The organism is Halolamina salina (assembly GCF_042678005.1).
GTDB classification, from domain to species: domain Archaea; phylum Halobacteriota; class Halobacteria; order Halobacteriales; family Haloferacaceae; genus Halolamina; species Halolamina salina.
This window is the reverse complement of sequence record NZ_JBHUDH010000161.1, coordinates 1-13,841: the sequence shown is the minus strand read 5'-3', so window position 1 is coordinate 13,841 and position 13,841 is coordinate 1. Positions and strand designations below refer to the sequence as shown.

12 protein-coding genes are annotated in these 13,841 nt (G+C 70.1%); 4 read left to right on the top strand and 8 right to left on the bottom strand.

The features are described 5' to 3' along the window. The 4 genes from argH to ACFR9S_RS13080 all read right to left on the bottom strand — a co-directional run. Positions 1-909: argininosuccinate lyase (gene argH / locus ACFR9S_RS13095; protein ID WP_379818848.1), on the bottom strand; the 909-nt coding region annotated here is incomplete at its 3' end. Beyond that, a complete protein-coding gene (locus ACFR9S_RS13090) occupies positions 910-2,142 on the bottom strand; it encodes an argininosuccinate synthase (protein WP_379732270.1) in 1,233 nt (410 codons plus the stop codon). A 311-nt stretch (positions 2,143-2,453) separates the two neighbouring features. After that, entirely contained in the window at positions 2,454-3,671 is a 1,218-nt protein-coding gene (locus tag ACFR9S_RS13085) for an aminotransferase-like domain-containing protein (protein WP_379818847.1), read from the bottom strand. Between the two features lie 57 nt (positions 3,672-3,728). Next, a complete protein-coding gene (locus ACFR9S_RS13080; RefSeq protein ID WP_379818846.1) occupies positions 3,729-4,694 on the bottom strand; it encodes a calcium/sodium antiporter in 966 nt (321 codons plus the stop codon). 137 nt (positions 4,695-4,831) lie between these two features. Here ACFR9S_RS13080 and ACFR9S_RS13075 point away from each other — a divergent pair, with 137 nt between their 5' ends. The 3 genes from ACFR9S_RS13075 (at position 4,832) to ACFR9S_RS13065 (ending at position 8,050) form a co-directional block, all read left to right on the top strand. Then, positions 4,832-6,439 carry a sensor histidine kinase gene (locus tag ACFR9S_RS13075; RefSeq protein WP_379818845.1) on the top strand — a complete coding sequence of 536 codons (1,608 nt, stop codon included), beginning with the start codon at positions 4,832-4,834 and terminating at the stop codon, positions 6,437-6,439. A 60-nt stretch (positions 6,440-6,499) separates the two neighbouring features. Beyond that, positions 6,500-7,075: a response regulator gene (locus ACFR9S_RS13070; protein WP_379818844.1), complete on the top strand. Its 576-nt coding sequence runs from the start codon at positions 6,500-6,502 to the stop codon at positions 7,073-7,075. 72 nt (positions 7,076-7,147) lie between these two features. Beyond that, a complete protein-coding gene (locus tag ACFR9S_RS13065; protein WP_379731649.1) occupies positions 7,148-8,050 on the top strand; it encodes a hypothetical protein in 903 nt (300 codons plus the stop codon). Here ACFR9S_RS13065 and ACFR9S_RS13060 read toward each other — a convergent pair. The 3 genes from ACFR9S_RS13060 to serA all read right to left on the bottom strand — a co-directional run bounded on the left by ACFR9S_RS13060 (position 8,047) and on the right by serA (position 11,662). Continuing rightward, a complete protein-coding gene (locus ACFR9S_RS13060) occupies positions 8,047-9,429 on the bottom strand; it encodes a M20/M25/M40 family metallo-hydrolase (RefSeq protein WP_379818843.1) in 1,383 nt (460 codons plus the stop codon). The two genes, ACFR9S_RS13065 and ACFR9S_RS13060, sit on opposite strands and share 4 nt — an antisense overlap. Before the next feature lie 74 nt (positions 9,430-9,503). Continuing rightward, positions 9,504-9,995 carry a molybdopterin-dependent oxidoreductase gene (locus tag ACFR9S_RS13055; protein WP_379731647.1) on the bottom strand — a complete coding sequence of 164 codons (492 nt, stop codon included), beginning with the start codon at positions 9,993-9,995 and terminating at the stop codon, positions 9,504-9,506. A gap of 92 nt (positions 9,996-10,087) precedes the next feature. Further along, positions 10,088-11,662 carry a phosphoglycerate dehydrogenase gene (gene serA, locus ACFR9S_RS13050; protein WP_379818842.1) on the bottom strand — a complete coding sequence of 525 codons (1,575 nt, stop codon included), beginning with the start codon at positions 11,660-11,662 and terminating at the stop codon, positions 10,088-10,090. Between the two features lie 162 nt (positions 11,663-11,824). Here serA and serB point away from each other — a divergent pair, with 162 nt between their 5' ends. Further along, positions 11,825-12,463 carry a phosphoserine phosphatase SerB gene (serB, locus tag ACFR9S_RS13045; protein WP_379818841.1) on the top strand — a complete coding sequence of 213 codons (639 nt, stop codon included), beginning with the start codon at positions 11,825-11,827 and terminating at the stop codon, positions 12,461-12,463. 3 nt (positions 12,464-12,466) lie between these two features. Here serB and ACFR9S_RS13040 read toward each other — a convergent pair whose 3' ends face one another. Beyond that, on the bottom strand, positions 12,467-13,642 hold the full coding sequence (locus ACFR9S_RS13040; RefSeq protein WP_379818840.1) for a pyridoxal-phosphate-dependent aminotransferase family protein: 1,176 nt from the start codon (positions 13,640-13,642) through the stop codon (positions 12,467-12,469). Positions 13,643-13,841 lie beyond the last annotated feature (199 nt).

Genomic DNA, 13,841 nt, shown 5'->3' with positions numbered 1-13,841 from the left:
CAGGTCGCCGACGGCGTCGCCGGCGACCGCGCGGACCAGCTCCAGCGAGTCGGGGTTCTTCTTCTGGGGCATGATCGAGGAGGTGGAGGCGTAGGCGTCGTCGAGTTCGACATGGCCGTCCTTCGCGCCCTCGATCAGGTCGGTCGCCAGCCCCGAGAGCGTCGCCGACAGCGCGGCGAACGCCGAACAGCCCTCGATCAGGAAGTCGCGGGCGGTGACGGCGTCGGCGCTGTTCTCGATCACGTCGTGGAACCCCAGCAGCTCCGCCGTTCGCTCGCGGTCCACGTCGAACGTGGTGCCCGCAAAGGCCGCCGCGCCGAGCGGCGAGCGATTCGTGCGCTCGTAGGCGGCGAGCAGGCGCTCGGTGTCACGCGCCACCGCGCCCGCGTACGACGCGAGCAGGTGGCCGACCGTCGTCGGCTGGGCGTGCTGGCGATGGGTGAAGCCGGGGACGACGGTGTCGGCCTCTGCGGCCGCCGCGTCGAGCAGCGCGCCGCGGAGTTCGAGGCTGGCCTCGGCGGCGGCGAGCAGGTCCTCGCGGAAGCGGTAGCGGATGCAGGTCGCGACCTCGTCGTTGCGCGAACGCGCGGTGTGCATCCGCCCGCCCGCAGGTCCGACCTCGGCGACGACCGCCGACTCGATCGCCTCGTGGACGTCCTCGCCCTCGGGGAGGGCGTCGTGGCCGGCGGCTTCGACCCCATCGAGCGCGTCGAGGATCGCCGCGGCGTCGTCGTCGCCGACGATCCCCTGCTCGGCCAGCATCACGACGTGGGCACGGTCGACCGCGAGGTCAGCCGCGAAGATGCGCTGGTCGGCGTCGAGGCTGGACATGAACGAGCGCGCCGGCCCGTCCGCGAAGCGCTCGCGGCGGATCACGGTCTCCGCGCCGTCGGTCGACTCTCCGGACATCTACTCCCCGCCGTCGGTCGAGAGCGTCGCTTTCTCGTGGTCGTCCTCTTTCTCGGCGGCTTCCTTCACCTGGTTCGCGAGGCGCTCCTGGAAGCCGTGGTACTTCGCGACGCCGGTGGCGTCGGCCTGTTCGATCCCGTTCACGGTCTCGGTGTTGAACGAGGCGGCGTTCTCGGAGTAGACGCCGTACTCGGAGTCGCGGGCGACCGGGCGGACGCCCCCGCCCTGCAGTTTGACCGTCACCGTGCCGGTGACTTTCTCCTGTGAGGCGTCGAGGTAGCCGTTCAGGCTCTCGGTCAGCGGCGAGAACACCAGCCCGCGGTAGGCCTGTTCGGCCCACTGCTGGTCGATCTGCGGCTTGAAGTCGCGCTCGGTCTTCGTGAACACGAACTGCTCGAGCGCCTCGTGGGCCGTGAGCAGCACCGTCGCCGCGGGGTGCTCGTAGTTCTCGCGCACCTTCAGCCCGAGCATGCGGTCCTCGAGCATGTCGGTGCGGCCGACGCCGTGGACGCCCGCGAGCGCGTTGAGGTTCTCGATCAGGTCCACCGGATCGAGGAGTTCGCCGTTCAGCGCGATCGGGTAGCCGTCCTCGAACTCGATGTCGACCAGCTCCTCACCGCCGCTGGGCGTCTGGGTCCACTCGTAGATCTCCTCACTGGGGACGTGGCTGGGGTCCTCGAGGTCGCCGCCCTCGACTGAACGGGACCAGAGGTTGGTGTCGATGCTCCAGGTCCCCTCGTTGCCGGCCTCGACGGGAAGGTCGCGCTCGGCGGCGTACTCGACCTCCCACTCGCGGGTCAGGCCGAGTTCGCGCACGGGCGCGACGACTTCGAGGTCGGAGCCGCGCCAGACCGTCTCGAAGCGGAGTTGGTCGTTCCCCTTCCCGGTGCAGCCGTGAGCGATCGCGTCGCAGTCCTGCTCTTCGGCGACTTCGAGGATCGCCTCGGCTATCACGGGACGGGCGAGTGCGGTGCCCAGTGGGTAGCCCTGATACGTGGCGTTTGCACGCACCGAATCGAAGCAGAGCGACGCGAACTCGGCTTTGGCGTCGACGACGTGGATCTCCAGCCCCAGCGCGTCGGCGGTCTCGCGGGCCTCCGCGAACTCCGCCTCGGGTTGGCCGACGTCGACGGTGACGGCCACCACCTCGTCGTAGCCGTACTCCTCTTTCAGTAGCGGGACGCAGACGGTGGTGTCGAGTCCACCGCTGAACGCGAGCGCGACTTTCGTCATATCTGCGTCTGATAGTCGCTACCCGATAAATACATCGTTTTAGAGCTTGTAAGAAAATGTGCTACGACACGCTAACCGGACGAAGAGGTGGAGAACAACGGCGAAACGGTGACGAGGGAATGAGGTGGAGTTGGGCCTAAGCGGCCCGCGGCCGGAACGCGACCCGCCGCTGTCGGGCAGCGGCGACGGCGGTGGCGTCGGCGGCGTGCGTGCCGTCGACGGCGGTGGTCGCGTGAGTCACAGGAATATGGTTGAGCCGGGGGGACAAATGTGTTACGCCGTTCGCGCCTCCAGATACGTCTCCGTGCCCGCTACTCGAGATACGTCTCGGTCGCCCGCGCCAGCGCCGCGACGCCGGCCTCCAGATCTTCGGGCGAGCAGTGGCTGAAGGAGAGCCGCGCCGAGCGCGTCCCCCGGCCGTCCTCGACGAAGAAACGCTCGCCGGGGAGGTACGTCACGCCCTCCTCGGCCGCCAGCGGGAGCAGTTCCTCGGTGTCGACGCCCGCCGGCAGCGTGACCCAGAGGAAGAAGCCGCCCGCAGGCTCGGTCCACGACGATCCGGGCGGGAGGTGGCGTTCGAGCGAGTCGAGCATCGCGTCGCGGCGACGCTCGTACCCCGCCAAGAGGTCGTCCAGCGTCGGCTCGTAGTGGCCGGCGTCGAAGTAGCGGCCGAGCACGCTCTGGGTGAACGTGTTGGTGCCGCCGGCGGCCATCCCGCCGATCTGGTCGGCCAGCGCCTCGTGGGCGACGATCCAGCCCGTCCGCACCCCGGGCGCGATCGTCTTCGAGACGGTGCCGAGCCGGATCACTCGCCCCGAGTCGTCCAGCGCCGAGAGCGGCGGCGGCGACTCGCCCGAGAAGCGGAGTTCGCCGTAGGCGTCGTCGGCGACGATCAGGAAGTCGTACTCCTCGGCCAGTTCGAGCACGCGCTCGCGGCGCTCGCGGCTGAGCGTCGCGCCCGTGGGGTTCTGGAACTCCGGGATCGTGTACAGCAGTTTCGGCGTCGGCTCGTCGGCGGCCTCGCGCGCTTCGAGCGTCGCTTCCAGCGCATCGGGATCGAGGCCGTTTTCGTCGATCTCGACGCCGGTGAGGGCGGCACCGCGGTTGTCCAGCACCGCGAGGCTCCAGACGAACGTCGGCGCCTCGACGAGCACCTCGTCGCCGGGATCGAGGAACGTCGAGCAGACGGCGTCCAGCGCGTGGGTGGCGCCGTTGGTGAGGAGCAGTTGCTCTCGCGTGGCGTCGATCCCGCGGGCCTCCTCGCGGGCGAGCAGCCCGTCGCGCAGGCGGTCGACGTTCTCGCCGCCGCCGTACTGGAGGGCGTCCGCGCCTTCCTCCTCGAGCACGGTCTCGGTGGCAGCCTCCAGTGCCGCTGTCGGGAAGGAGTCCGGGTAGGGGAAGCCGTACGTCAGGGGGACCGCGTCCTCGGCGTTCGGGGAGGCGCTGCTGCCGTACCCCTCGCGGCCGAGGCGTTCGCGCACCGTCGACGCGAACAGGTGGTCGAACCGGTCGTCGCGTGGCTCGGTCATGGCGGGAGTCGTCGCCGCCGGGAAATAAAGCCACCCGTGGCGGGATCGGCGACCGGCTCAGCCGAGCAGCCCCAGCACCCAGCGGACGACCTCCGACCCGGCGAACAGCCCGCCCTCCAGCCGGGAGAGCTCCCGCCCGGTCCACAACGCGGCGACCATCACCAGCGAGACGGCGGCCAGCCACGCGAGCGTCGACAGCGCCGTCGCGCTGACCGACAGCGGCCGGACGAGCGACGCCACGCCGACGACCGCGAGGAGGTTGAACACGTTGCTGCCGACGACGTTGCCGACCGACACGCCGAGGCTCCCGCGCCGGAGCGCGACCAGCGAGACGGCGAACTCCGGCGTCGACGTGCCCGCGGCGACGATGGTGCCGCCGACGACCCACTCGGAGACGCCGGCGCCGCGGGCGAGGTCGGACGCGGCCTGTACCAGCAGGTCGCCGCTGACGAGTACGAGCGCGAGGCCCCCGACGAGGTAGACGGCGTCGCGCCCGCGGAAGGAGAGTTCGGTGGGGAGGTCGCGGGTCGCCGCCGTCGCCGACGTCGTCGGTGCCGCGGGCTCGCTCTCCCCGGACCGGAGCAGGTACGCCGTGTACAGGGCGAATATCGCGACCAGCGCGCCGCCTTCGAGCCGGCTCACGCCGAGGTCGAACAGCACGAGCGCGCCGAGGCCGGTGCTGACGAGCAGCGCGATCCCGTCCCTGTGGACCAGCGACTTCGCGATGGGGATCACCCGGATCAGTGCGACGACGCCGAGGACGAACGCGAGGTTGTAGATGTTCGACCCGAGGACGTTCGCGACGGCGATGTCGCCGAGCCCCTTGAGCGCCGCGTCGATGGAGACGGCCAACTCCGGCGTCGACGTGCCGACCGCGACGACGGTGAGGCCGATGGTGAGGTCGGAGAGGCCGAAGCGCTTCGCCAGCCGGATCACGGCGTCGACGAGCAGTCGCGCGCCGATCCAGAGGCCGACGACCGTCAGCAGCACCGTCGCGACCTGTCCGAGCGTCGTGTCGAGCATGATCGGGCGCGGGTACACGGCTCGTTCCGCCAGTGATTTATCCGTACTGGCCCGGGCGGCCCGACGTCCGCCCGGCGGGCGCCGACGCGGGGGTGACGGCCCCGAAAACTATCCGGCTCCGGATTCGACGGAGTAGTATGAGCGGTGACAGTTCCGGGAGCGGCTGGGTCGACTTCCCCGCGGACGGGAGCGTACACGCGGGGAGTCGGCGCGCTCGGCTCGCCGCCGCCGCGGTGAGCGCGGTCGGAGTCGCGCTGCTCGGGGTGCCGGCGTACGACATCTGGGACGACACGAGCAACCTCGGCTGGGGGGTCGCGGCGACGCTGGTAGAGAACGCCGTGCTGATCGCGCTGGCACTGCTGCTGGTGGGGGGCGGCGTCTGGCTCTCCCGGCAGGAGTGGCCGGAGCGCGACGTGCTGCTCGCGGCGAAGTGGACCCTCGGCGCGACGCTGCTCGCGACCGGGATCTACGCGATCGTGATCCTGCTCCAGCTCTGGGCGATGGGGCGACTCAAGCCGTACGTGCTGGCCGCCGACGGCGTGTTACTCGGCTCGGTGGCGGCGTTCGGCGCCGGCCTCTACGACGTGCAGCGACGGCAGGAGCACCGCGCGCTCACCGCCGAACGCGATCGGTTCCGGTCGTTCTTCGAGGACACCGCGGTCCGGATCGTCGCGCTGGACCACCACGACGGCGGGCTCAGCGCCGGGCGGGAGAACCCGGCGTTCGAGGAGACGTTCACCGTGGGGTTCTCCGAACTGCTCGACGCCGCCGACGCCCCGGCAGGCAGCGCGTTCGACCGTGACCAGTTCGTGCAGGCGACGCTCAGGGGCGAGCCCTACCACGAGGAGATCAGCGTCCCGCCCGAAATCCTGTCGCCGAGCACGCGGAACGACGACGGGCTGACCGACGGGCGGTTCTACGACCTGCGGACGGTCCACGTCGCCGACGACGAGACGTTCGCCGTGCTACCGGACATCACCGCCGGGAAGGAGCGGGAGCAGCTACTGAGCGAGCGCACCGAACGGCTGGCCCGCGAGAAGAGCGAACGCGAACGGGAGCTCGAGGAGCGCACCGACCAGCTCGAGTTCCTCCACTCGCTGCTTCGCCACGACGTCCAGAACGGGATGATGGTGATCGACTCCCGCGCCGAGATCCTGCGCGAGGAGCTGACGGGCCGCAACGGGGAGTTCGCGACCACGATCCTCTCGCGGTCCCGCGAGATATCCGACCAGATCGACCGGATCCGGACCGCCCTCGACACGCTCGCCGAGGGGACCGACACCGAGCCGGTCGACCTCACGGGGGTGCTGACCAAGCGGATCGAGACGTTCCGGAGCAACTACCCCGAGGTCGTCGTCGACACGGCGATCGAGGACGGTCTCCGGGCGGAGGCCGACGACATCCTCGACGACGTGCTGACGAACCTCCTGCGGAACGCCGTCGAACACAACGATAAGGAGCAGATAGAGGTCGAGGTCCGGGCGATCGCGGACGGCGACGAGGTACGGATCGAGGTCGCCGACAACGGCCCGGGCATCCCCGAGTCCGAGCGCGATCAGGTGTTCCGCCGCGGCGTCTCCCACGCGGCCGGTGGCGGTCCCGGCGGCTCCGGGTTCGGCCTCTTCTTCATCGACACGATGGTCGACAGCTACGGCGGCGACGTCCACGTCGGGGACAACGACCCCGAGGGCGCGCGGTTCGTCGTGACGCTCCCGCGGAGCGACGACGGGGAGCACGACGCCTGATTCGTTTCCCCGAATCGGCCACATTCCTTTTAGTCAGCCGGGTGAACACTCTACAGTACGATGGCGCCTACCGAGTCCTCGAGAACTCCCGTCGTGCTCGTCGTCGAGGACGAGTACGACGTTCGAGCCACCTACGACCTCTGGCTCGACGACGAGTGGGAGGTGCGGACGGCCGCGGACGGCAAGACGGCGCTATCGATACTCGATCCGGCAGTCGACGTCGTGGTGCTCGACCGGATGATGCCCGGGCTCTCGGGGCGTGACGTGCTCGACGCGATGCAGGACCGGCAGGCCGACCCCCGGGTCGTGATGATGACGGCGGTCACGCCCGACCTCGACATCGTCGAGATGCCGTTCGACGCCTACCTCTCCAAGCCGGTCGACCACGATCAGCTCAACGAAACCGTCCGGACGCTGCTCGACCGGGACAAGCAGGACGACCAGCTCCGGGAGTACTACCGGCTGGTCGAGAAGCGGGCGACGCTGGAGTCCGAGAACCCCGACCACGTGCTGTCCGAGGACGAGCGGTACCAACAGCTCACCGACCGGATCGCGGAGCTCGAGGACGTGCTCAGCGACGATCTCAACGATCTGGACTCAGACGAGTTCGTCGCCCTGCTCGACGACGTCGTCTGAGACAACGCGTGTGACTTTCTTTCGTAGTTTCCACCGACAAACGTTTTTGAATCGGTAGCGCAACGCTTCGTTATGGACCGATCCACGCTGACGCGACGTGACGCCCTCCGAGCCGGCAGTGCGGCCGCCCTCGCCGGCCTCGCCGGCTGTTCCGGCGTTCTCGGCGGGAGCGCGACCGTCTACGGCCGGTGGACCCCCGAACGGGAGGGCAGCGGCGCCAACCGGAGCGGCGAGTCGATCCGGGCGATGGAGCCGGTCGATCTGGCCGAGGCACGCTACGTGCTCGGCGACCGCTACGACCTGATGGCGGCGTTCCTCGAACCGCCGGTGCCGACCATGGAGTTCGGCGAACTCGATGCCGTCTACTACAACGGCGGGTGGACCACCTCGCTGTACGGCGTCGAGGCGGAGTTCGACCGCTCGGCGATGATCGAGGCCTACCGACAGGAGCTCGACGCGGAGACCGTCAACAGCACGTACAGCGGCTACGAGCTCTACCGCGTCGACGCGACGCTCAGTTCCTACCTCGTCGGCGTCGGCGACAGCCGGATCGCCATCTCCTCGAACGGCGACCGGGACCGGGCGGCGATCGAGTCGCTGATCGACGCCCGCGAGGATGGCGCGCGCCGGACGAGCAACGACGGGCCGCTCGCCTCGATCCAGTCCGCGGTCGGTCAGGAGTCCTACACCCAGATCTCGATGGGCGACGACGTCGGGATCGAGGTCGGCGAGACCACGCCCACGGCCGTCGCACTCGGGTTCGGCGTCCCCGACACCGAGGAGGACCGCGTCAGCCTCACCAGCGGCTTCGTCCTGCCCGACACCGTCTCGGACCCCGAAGCGGCCGTCGAAGCCCGGCTGAGCGCCGACGCCTCCGTCGGCGTGCTGAACTACGCCGACCCCGAGATCAGCACGGACGCCGGCGTCGTCGTCGCGACCGAGGAACGGCCCGTCGACGACGGGCTGGCGTTCTAAAGCGTCTCGAACAGCTCGACGCTGGTCCGGATCCCGCTCCGGAAGCAGGAAAGCGCGAGGTTCTCGTCGGGCGAGTGGTTGTTCTCGTCCTCGTTCGCGTACGGCACCGTCACGCAGGGCAGCCCCAACTCCCGCTCGAACACCGCGGTCGGCAGCGAGCCGCCGAGGGTCGGCTTCAGGATCGGCTCGGTCGGCCACGCGGCCGCGACGGCCTCCATCACCGGCTCGCGGATCGGGTGGGAAAGCGGCGTCCGCTGGGGGTGCATCTGGCCCATCTTCGTCACCGCCACGTCACAGACGCCGGTCGCGTGCTCGTGGACGTGTTCCTCGAAGGCGTCGTAGATCGCGTCGGGGTCCTGATCCGCGACGAGGCGCATGTCCATCTTCAGCGTCGCCGTCGAGGGGAGGACGGTCTTGCTCCCCTCGCCGCCGTAGCCCGAGGAGAGGCCACAGATGTTGCAGGTGGGGTAGTACAGCAGCTTCTCGAGGTAGCTGTCGCCCGGCCCCTCGGCGAACCGGTCGATGCCGAGGTCGGCTTTGATCGCCTCGGCGTCGAACGGCATCGCGTCGAGCGCCTCGCGGTCCTCCGCCTCGATCGGGCGCACGTCGTCGTAGAAGCCGTCGACAGCGACCCGGCCCGACTCGTCCTTCAGCGAGGCGACGATCCGGACCAGCTCCCACGCGGGGTTGGGGACCGGCCCGCCGTAGTTCCCGGAGTGGAGGTCGCGGTTCGGCCCGGTCACGTCGATCTGGACGTACTGCATCCCGCGGGCGCCCATGAGGACGTGCGGGCGCCCCGAGGCGTCGATCGGGCCGTCGGCGAGGAACGCGAGGTATGCAACGCTCAGCACGTCGGCGTACTCCCGGACCACCTCGTCGAGGTTGGGGCTGCCGCTCTCCTCCTCGCCTTCGAGCAGGAGGGTGACGTTGATCGGAAGGCCCGTCGTCTCCCGCAGCGCGCGCACCGCACAGAGGTGGGCGAACCACTGCCCCTTGTTGTCGCCGGCGCCGCGGGCGTAGATGCGCTCACGGCCGTCCGGCCCCTCGCGGATCGTCGGCTCGAACGGCGGCGTCGTCCACTCGTCGGGGTCGGCCGGCTGTACGTCGTAGTGGCCGTAGACGAACACGGTCGAGGCCTCCTCGCCCTCGACCGCCTCCTCGGCCGCGTCGGCGCGGGCGATGACCGCCGGCTGGCCGGCCGTCTCCACCCGCATCGCGTCGTCGAAGCCGTACGTCCGACAGAGCGACTGGACCAGTTCCACGCAGTCGGCGACGCCCTCCCCGGTCGCGCTGATCGAGGGCTGGGCGAGCAGCGAGAACAGGTCCTCCAACTGTTCGTCCTCGTGGTCGTCGACGTACTGTTCCGCCGCCCCGCTCATCGACGCTCACCGATCATGCGTGTCGGTGGCACGGGGAGGGGCATATCCCTATCGGACCCGGCGACCTGTGGGCGTCACTCAACCCGGCCGAGCGCGATCTCGCGGGCGGTGTCCTCGGGCCGGTCGGCCGCCAGTTCGATCGCCGCCACCCACTTGACGCTCTCCCAGCAGTCGCCGTCGCCGGTCGGGATCAACCGCGCCGGCCCGCCGTGTACCGTCGGGAGCGGTTCGCCGTCGAGTTCGAGCGCCAGCACCGCGCTCTCGAGCCGATCGAGCGGGAAGGCACAGGCGTAGTCGCCGTCCATCGCGTGGACGAGCGCGAACCGGCTCTCCGGCGACGGCTCGACGTGGTCGAGGAGGTCGCCGACACGGACGCCGCGCCACGACAGCCCCTCCGCGACCCAGCCGGCTTCACAGTCGAAGTCCTCGGAGAACGTCTCCATCGGGAGGTCGGCGAGGTCGGCGGCGTCGAACGTCCGGGGCTGGCCGACGCTCCCGCGAACCGCGAGCGCCCAGTCATCGGTCTCGACCTCGTCGGGGACGTCGTGTTCGGGGAGTCCGTCCATCGCTCGCGCTTGTGGCTGCGGGACAATGAATGCCGTCACGAACCAGTACGGAAACGGTGCTAACCCGGCCGATCTGCGAAGCGGGCCGGAAGTCAGAGCGACAGCTGCCGCACGTCGATGATCCGGTCGTCGCCGGTCAGCTCCGCCAGCGCGTCCTCGGGCACGTCGTCGTCGAGGCTGTACACCGTCAGCGCCTCGCCGCCGATCGTCTCGCGGGCGTTGTACATCCCCGCGATGTTGACGCCGTGCTCGCCGAGCACGGTGCCGATCAGGCCGATCACGCCCGGCGCGTCCTCGTTGCGCGCGACGAGCATGTGGCCGTGCGGGAGCGCGTCGACGCGGTAGCCGTCGATGGAGACGAGCCGCGGCTCCTCGCCCGTGAACAGCGTCCCCGACACCGCGAGCTCGTCGGTCCCGTCGCCGACAGTCACCGTCAGCAGGCTCCGGAAGTCCTCGGAGCTTCGAGTCTTCGTCTCGGTCACGTCGACGCCGCGCTCCTCGGCGACCCGGGGCGCGTTGACCGCGTTCACCTGCCACTCAAGCGGCGCGAACGCCCCCTGCAGCGCGCTGGCGGTGACCAGCTCCACGTCCTCCTCGGCGATCTCGCCGGCGTAGCTTACCTCGACCGTCTCGATCCGGCCGTCGAACAGTTCCGCGGCGACCCGGCCGGCGGTCTCCGCGAGGCCGATGTACGGCTCGATCCGCGGGAACGCGCTCTCGTCGACCGAGGGGGCGTTGAGCGCGTTCATCACCGGCTCGCCCGCGAACGCGGCGAGCACCTGTTCGGCGGTCGCGACGGCGACGTGTTCCTGCGCCTCGGCGGTCGAGGCGCCGAGGTGGGGGGTCAGCACGATGTCCTCGACCTCCCGGAGGCGCGACCCCTCCGGGAGCGGCTCGTCGGTGAACACGTCCAGCCCGGCGCCGGCGACGACGCCGTCCTCGACCGCGTCCGCCAGCGCCGCCTCGTCGACGACGCCGCCGCGGGCGACGTTGATCACGTAGCCGTCCTCCATCTGTGCGAGTTCCTCCTCGCCGATCAGCCCCTCCGTCTCGTCGGTCAGTGGGACGTGGACCGTGAGGAACTCCGCGCGGTCGATACACTCGTCGAGTTCGACCAGTTCGGCGCCGATCTGCTCGGCGCGCTCCTCGCTGATGTAGGGGTCGTAGGCCACCAGCTCCATCCCCAGTGCGCCGAGGCGCTTGGCGGCCTCCTGCCCGACGCGGCCGAGGCCGACGATGCCGAGCGTCTTGCCGTTGAGTTCGGTGCCGAGGAACTCCCCTTTCGCCCACGCGCCCTCGACCATGCGCCCGTGGGCCTGCGGGATCGATCGCGCGGTCGCGAACGTCATCCCGACGGTGTGCTCGGCGGCGGCGCGGACGTTCCCCTCGGGCGCGTTCGCGACGATCACGCCGTGGTCGGTGGCGGCGTCGATGTCGATGTTGTCGACGCCGATGCCCGCGCGGCCGACGATCTGGAGCTTCGGCGCGGCCGCGAACAGCTCCTCGGTCACGTCGGTGCCGGAGCGGACGATCAGCGCGTCGGCGTCGGCGACGGCGTCGAGCAGCGCCGTGCCGGCGGCGTCGTAGGCGGTGACGACCTCGTGGCCCGCCGCCCGGAGCCGTTCGATCCCGGCGTCGGCGATCGGGTCCGTGATGAGTACCTTCATGCCCCGAGTGAACTCTCCACGGGGGTTAACGCTTTCTCCAGCGTGACACCGACACCCACGATAAATATACAGGTGCGTGTATAGATTGTCAGACTGGATGAGTCCGATACACAGAAACGTCCACAGGGAAACACCGATTACCCCCGACGACGCAGTACGCCCGTGACCCTCGTCGCGTTCGACTTCGACGGCACGCTCTCCGAGGCGGAGATGCTGGTGGCACTGGGCGAACGGTACGGCGTCGCCGAGGCGATCGGCGACATCACCGCCCGCGCGATGCGCGGGGAACTCTCCTACGCCGAGAGCCTCCGGGAGCGCGCGGCGATGCTCGAAGGGCTGCCCGACCACGAGGCCGCCGCGGCGTACGAGGAGACCGCGCTCCGGCGGGGCGCCGCCGACGTACTCGAACGGCTGCAGGACGCCGGCCACACGACGGCGATCCTCACCGGCGGCTTCACCCCCGGCGTCGAGGCGGCCCTCGAACGCGACGGCGCAAGCGTCGACCGGATCGTCGCCAACGACCTCCCGACCGCGGACGGCGAACTCACGGGCGAGGTCGAGGGACCGCTGATCGAGGGGACGAAAGACGACGCGCTCGCGGATCTCTGTACGGAGTACGGCGCCGATCTCGCGACCACCGTCGCGGTCGGCGACGGCGCGAACGATCTACCGATGCTGAAGGCGGCGGGCCACGCGGTCGGGTTCGAGCCGAAGGACGCGGTCGAACCGCACTGCGACGACGTGGTGACGACGATGGACGCGCTGGAAGGGCTGTTCGAGCGGACCGGGCTGCTCGACTGACGCTTACGCGTCCAGTTCCCGCCGCGCGGTCTCGACCCCCGCCTCGGTGTCCACGTCGACGCCGACCTGCTCGAACGCCTCGCCGATCGTCCGGACCCCCCGCAGCAGTTGGTCACTCGTGAGGTTCCCCATGTTGCTCACGCGGAATATCTCGCCGCCGAGGTGGGCCTGCCCGCCCGAGATCGACACGCCGCGCTCCACCACGGCGTCGAAGAACGCGCCGCTGTCTTCCTCGCGTGCACCCTCAGGGAGTTCGATCGCCGTCAGCGTGTTCGAGTAGCTGCTCTCGTCGTTCAGTTCCGGGAACGACTCCAACCCCATCGCCCACATCGCCTCGCGGAACGCGGTCGACTGCCGGCGGTGGCGGGCGATGCGGTCGCCCATCCCCTCGGCTTGGATCTCCTCGACCGCGACCGCGAGCCCGCGGAACAGCGGCACCGCGCTGGTGAAGGGGGTCTGGTGCTGGCTCGCCTTCCGGCTGTGCCAGTCGAGGTCCTCGTAGAACGGCGCCCCCTCGCCGTCGACGTGGGCGTCGACGTCGTCGGCGACGTACAGCGCGGAGATTCCCGGCGGCGCCGCGAGCGCCTTCTGCCCGTCCGTGACCGCGATGTCGACCCCCCAGTCGTCGATCCGGAACTCGTCGCCGCCGATCGAGGTGACGCCGTCGACGACGTAGCGGGCGTCGTGCTCCGCGGCGATCTCGCCGATCTCCGGGACGGGGTTCAGCAGTCCCGTGCTCGTCTCGTTGTGGACGACCGTTACAACTTCAGTCTCGTCGGTCACCGCGTCGGCGACCGCGTCCACGTCGACGGGGTCGCCCCAGTCGAACTCGACTGCCGACACCTCGCAGTGGCGCTCGGCGATGCGCTTGAACCGCCGGCCGAACTTCCCGTTGACGACCGCGACGAGTTCGTCGTCCCCGTCGACGAGGTTCGCGACGGCGGCCTCCATCCCCATCGTCGCCGTCCCGTTGAGGACCAGCGCCTCGCCGCCCTGGGCCGCTCGCGCCTCCTCGGGCGTCGAGCGCTCGAACACGTACTCCAGCCCGTCCTGTGCGCGCTCGTACACCGCCTCGAACGCCGCCGAGCGGTGGGAGACCATCGGCTCGCTCATCGCCTCGCGCGCCTCGGCGCTCATCGGGACTGGCCCGGGGTTGAGAAGCAGGAAGTCCTCTCGCATGTGTGTGGATAGTTCACGCCGTGGGTGTTAAGCCCGCCGTTGGCGGTGGTCGTGTTAACACGAGGCAGGGAAACGGTGTCAGGACCGAACGCCGCGCTGGAGGGCGACCTCGCCGAGCGTCTCCGCGCGGCTGGTGGTCCGGACCACGCTGTCGAGCGCCCGAGTGAGCAGGATCCCGTCCGGCGGTCCCTCGACCGCC

Bases quoted from the DNA above. Each gene is read 5' to 3' on its own strand.
- ACFR9S_RS13085 (WP_379818847.1), bottom strand. From the start codon at position 3,671: ATGACCGAGCCACGCGACGACCGGTTCGACCACCTGTTCGCGTCGACG.
- ACFR9S_RS13080 (WP_379818846.1), bottom strand. From the start codon at position 4,694: ATGCTCGACACGACGCTCGGACAGGTCGCGACGGTGCTGCTGACGGTC.
- ACFR9S_RS13040 (WP_379818840.1), bottom strand. From the start codon at position 13,642: ATGCGAGAGGACTTCCTGCTTCTCAACCCCGGGCCAGTCCCGATGAGC.
- ACFR9S_RS13075 (WP_379818845.1), top strand. From the start codon at position 4,832: ATGAGCGGTGACAGTTCCGGGAGCGGCTGGGTCGACTTCCCCGCGGAC.
- ACFR9S_RS13055 (WP_379731647.1), bottom strand. From the start codon at position 9,995: ATGGACGGACTCCCCGAACACGACGTCCCCGACGAGGTCGAGACCGAT.
- ACFR9S_RS13070 (WP_379818844.1), top strand. From the start codon at position 6,500: ATGGCGCCTACCGAGTCCTCGAGAACTCCCGTCGTGCTCGTCGTCGAG.
- ACFR9S_RS13060 (WP_379818843.1), bottom strand. From the start codon at position 9,429: ATGAGCGGGGCGGCGGAACAGTACGTCGACGACCACGAGGACGAACAG.
- ACFR9S_RS13090 (WP_379732270.1), bottom strand. From the start codon at position 2,142: ATGACGAAAGTCGCGCTCGCGTTCAGCGGTGGACTCGACACCACCGTC.
- serA (WP_379818842.1), bottom strand. From the start codon at position 11,662: ATGAAGGTACTCATCACGGACCCGATCGCCGACGCCGGGATCGAACGG.
- ACFR9S_RS13065 (WP_379731649.1), top strand. From the start codon at position 7,148: ATGGACCGATCCACGCTGACGCGACGTGACGCCCTCCGAGCCGGCAGT.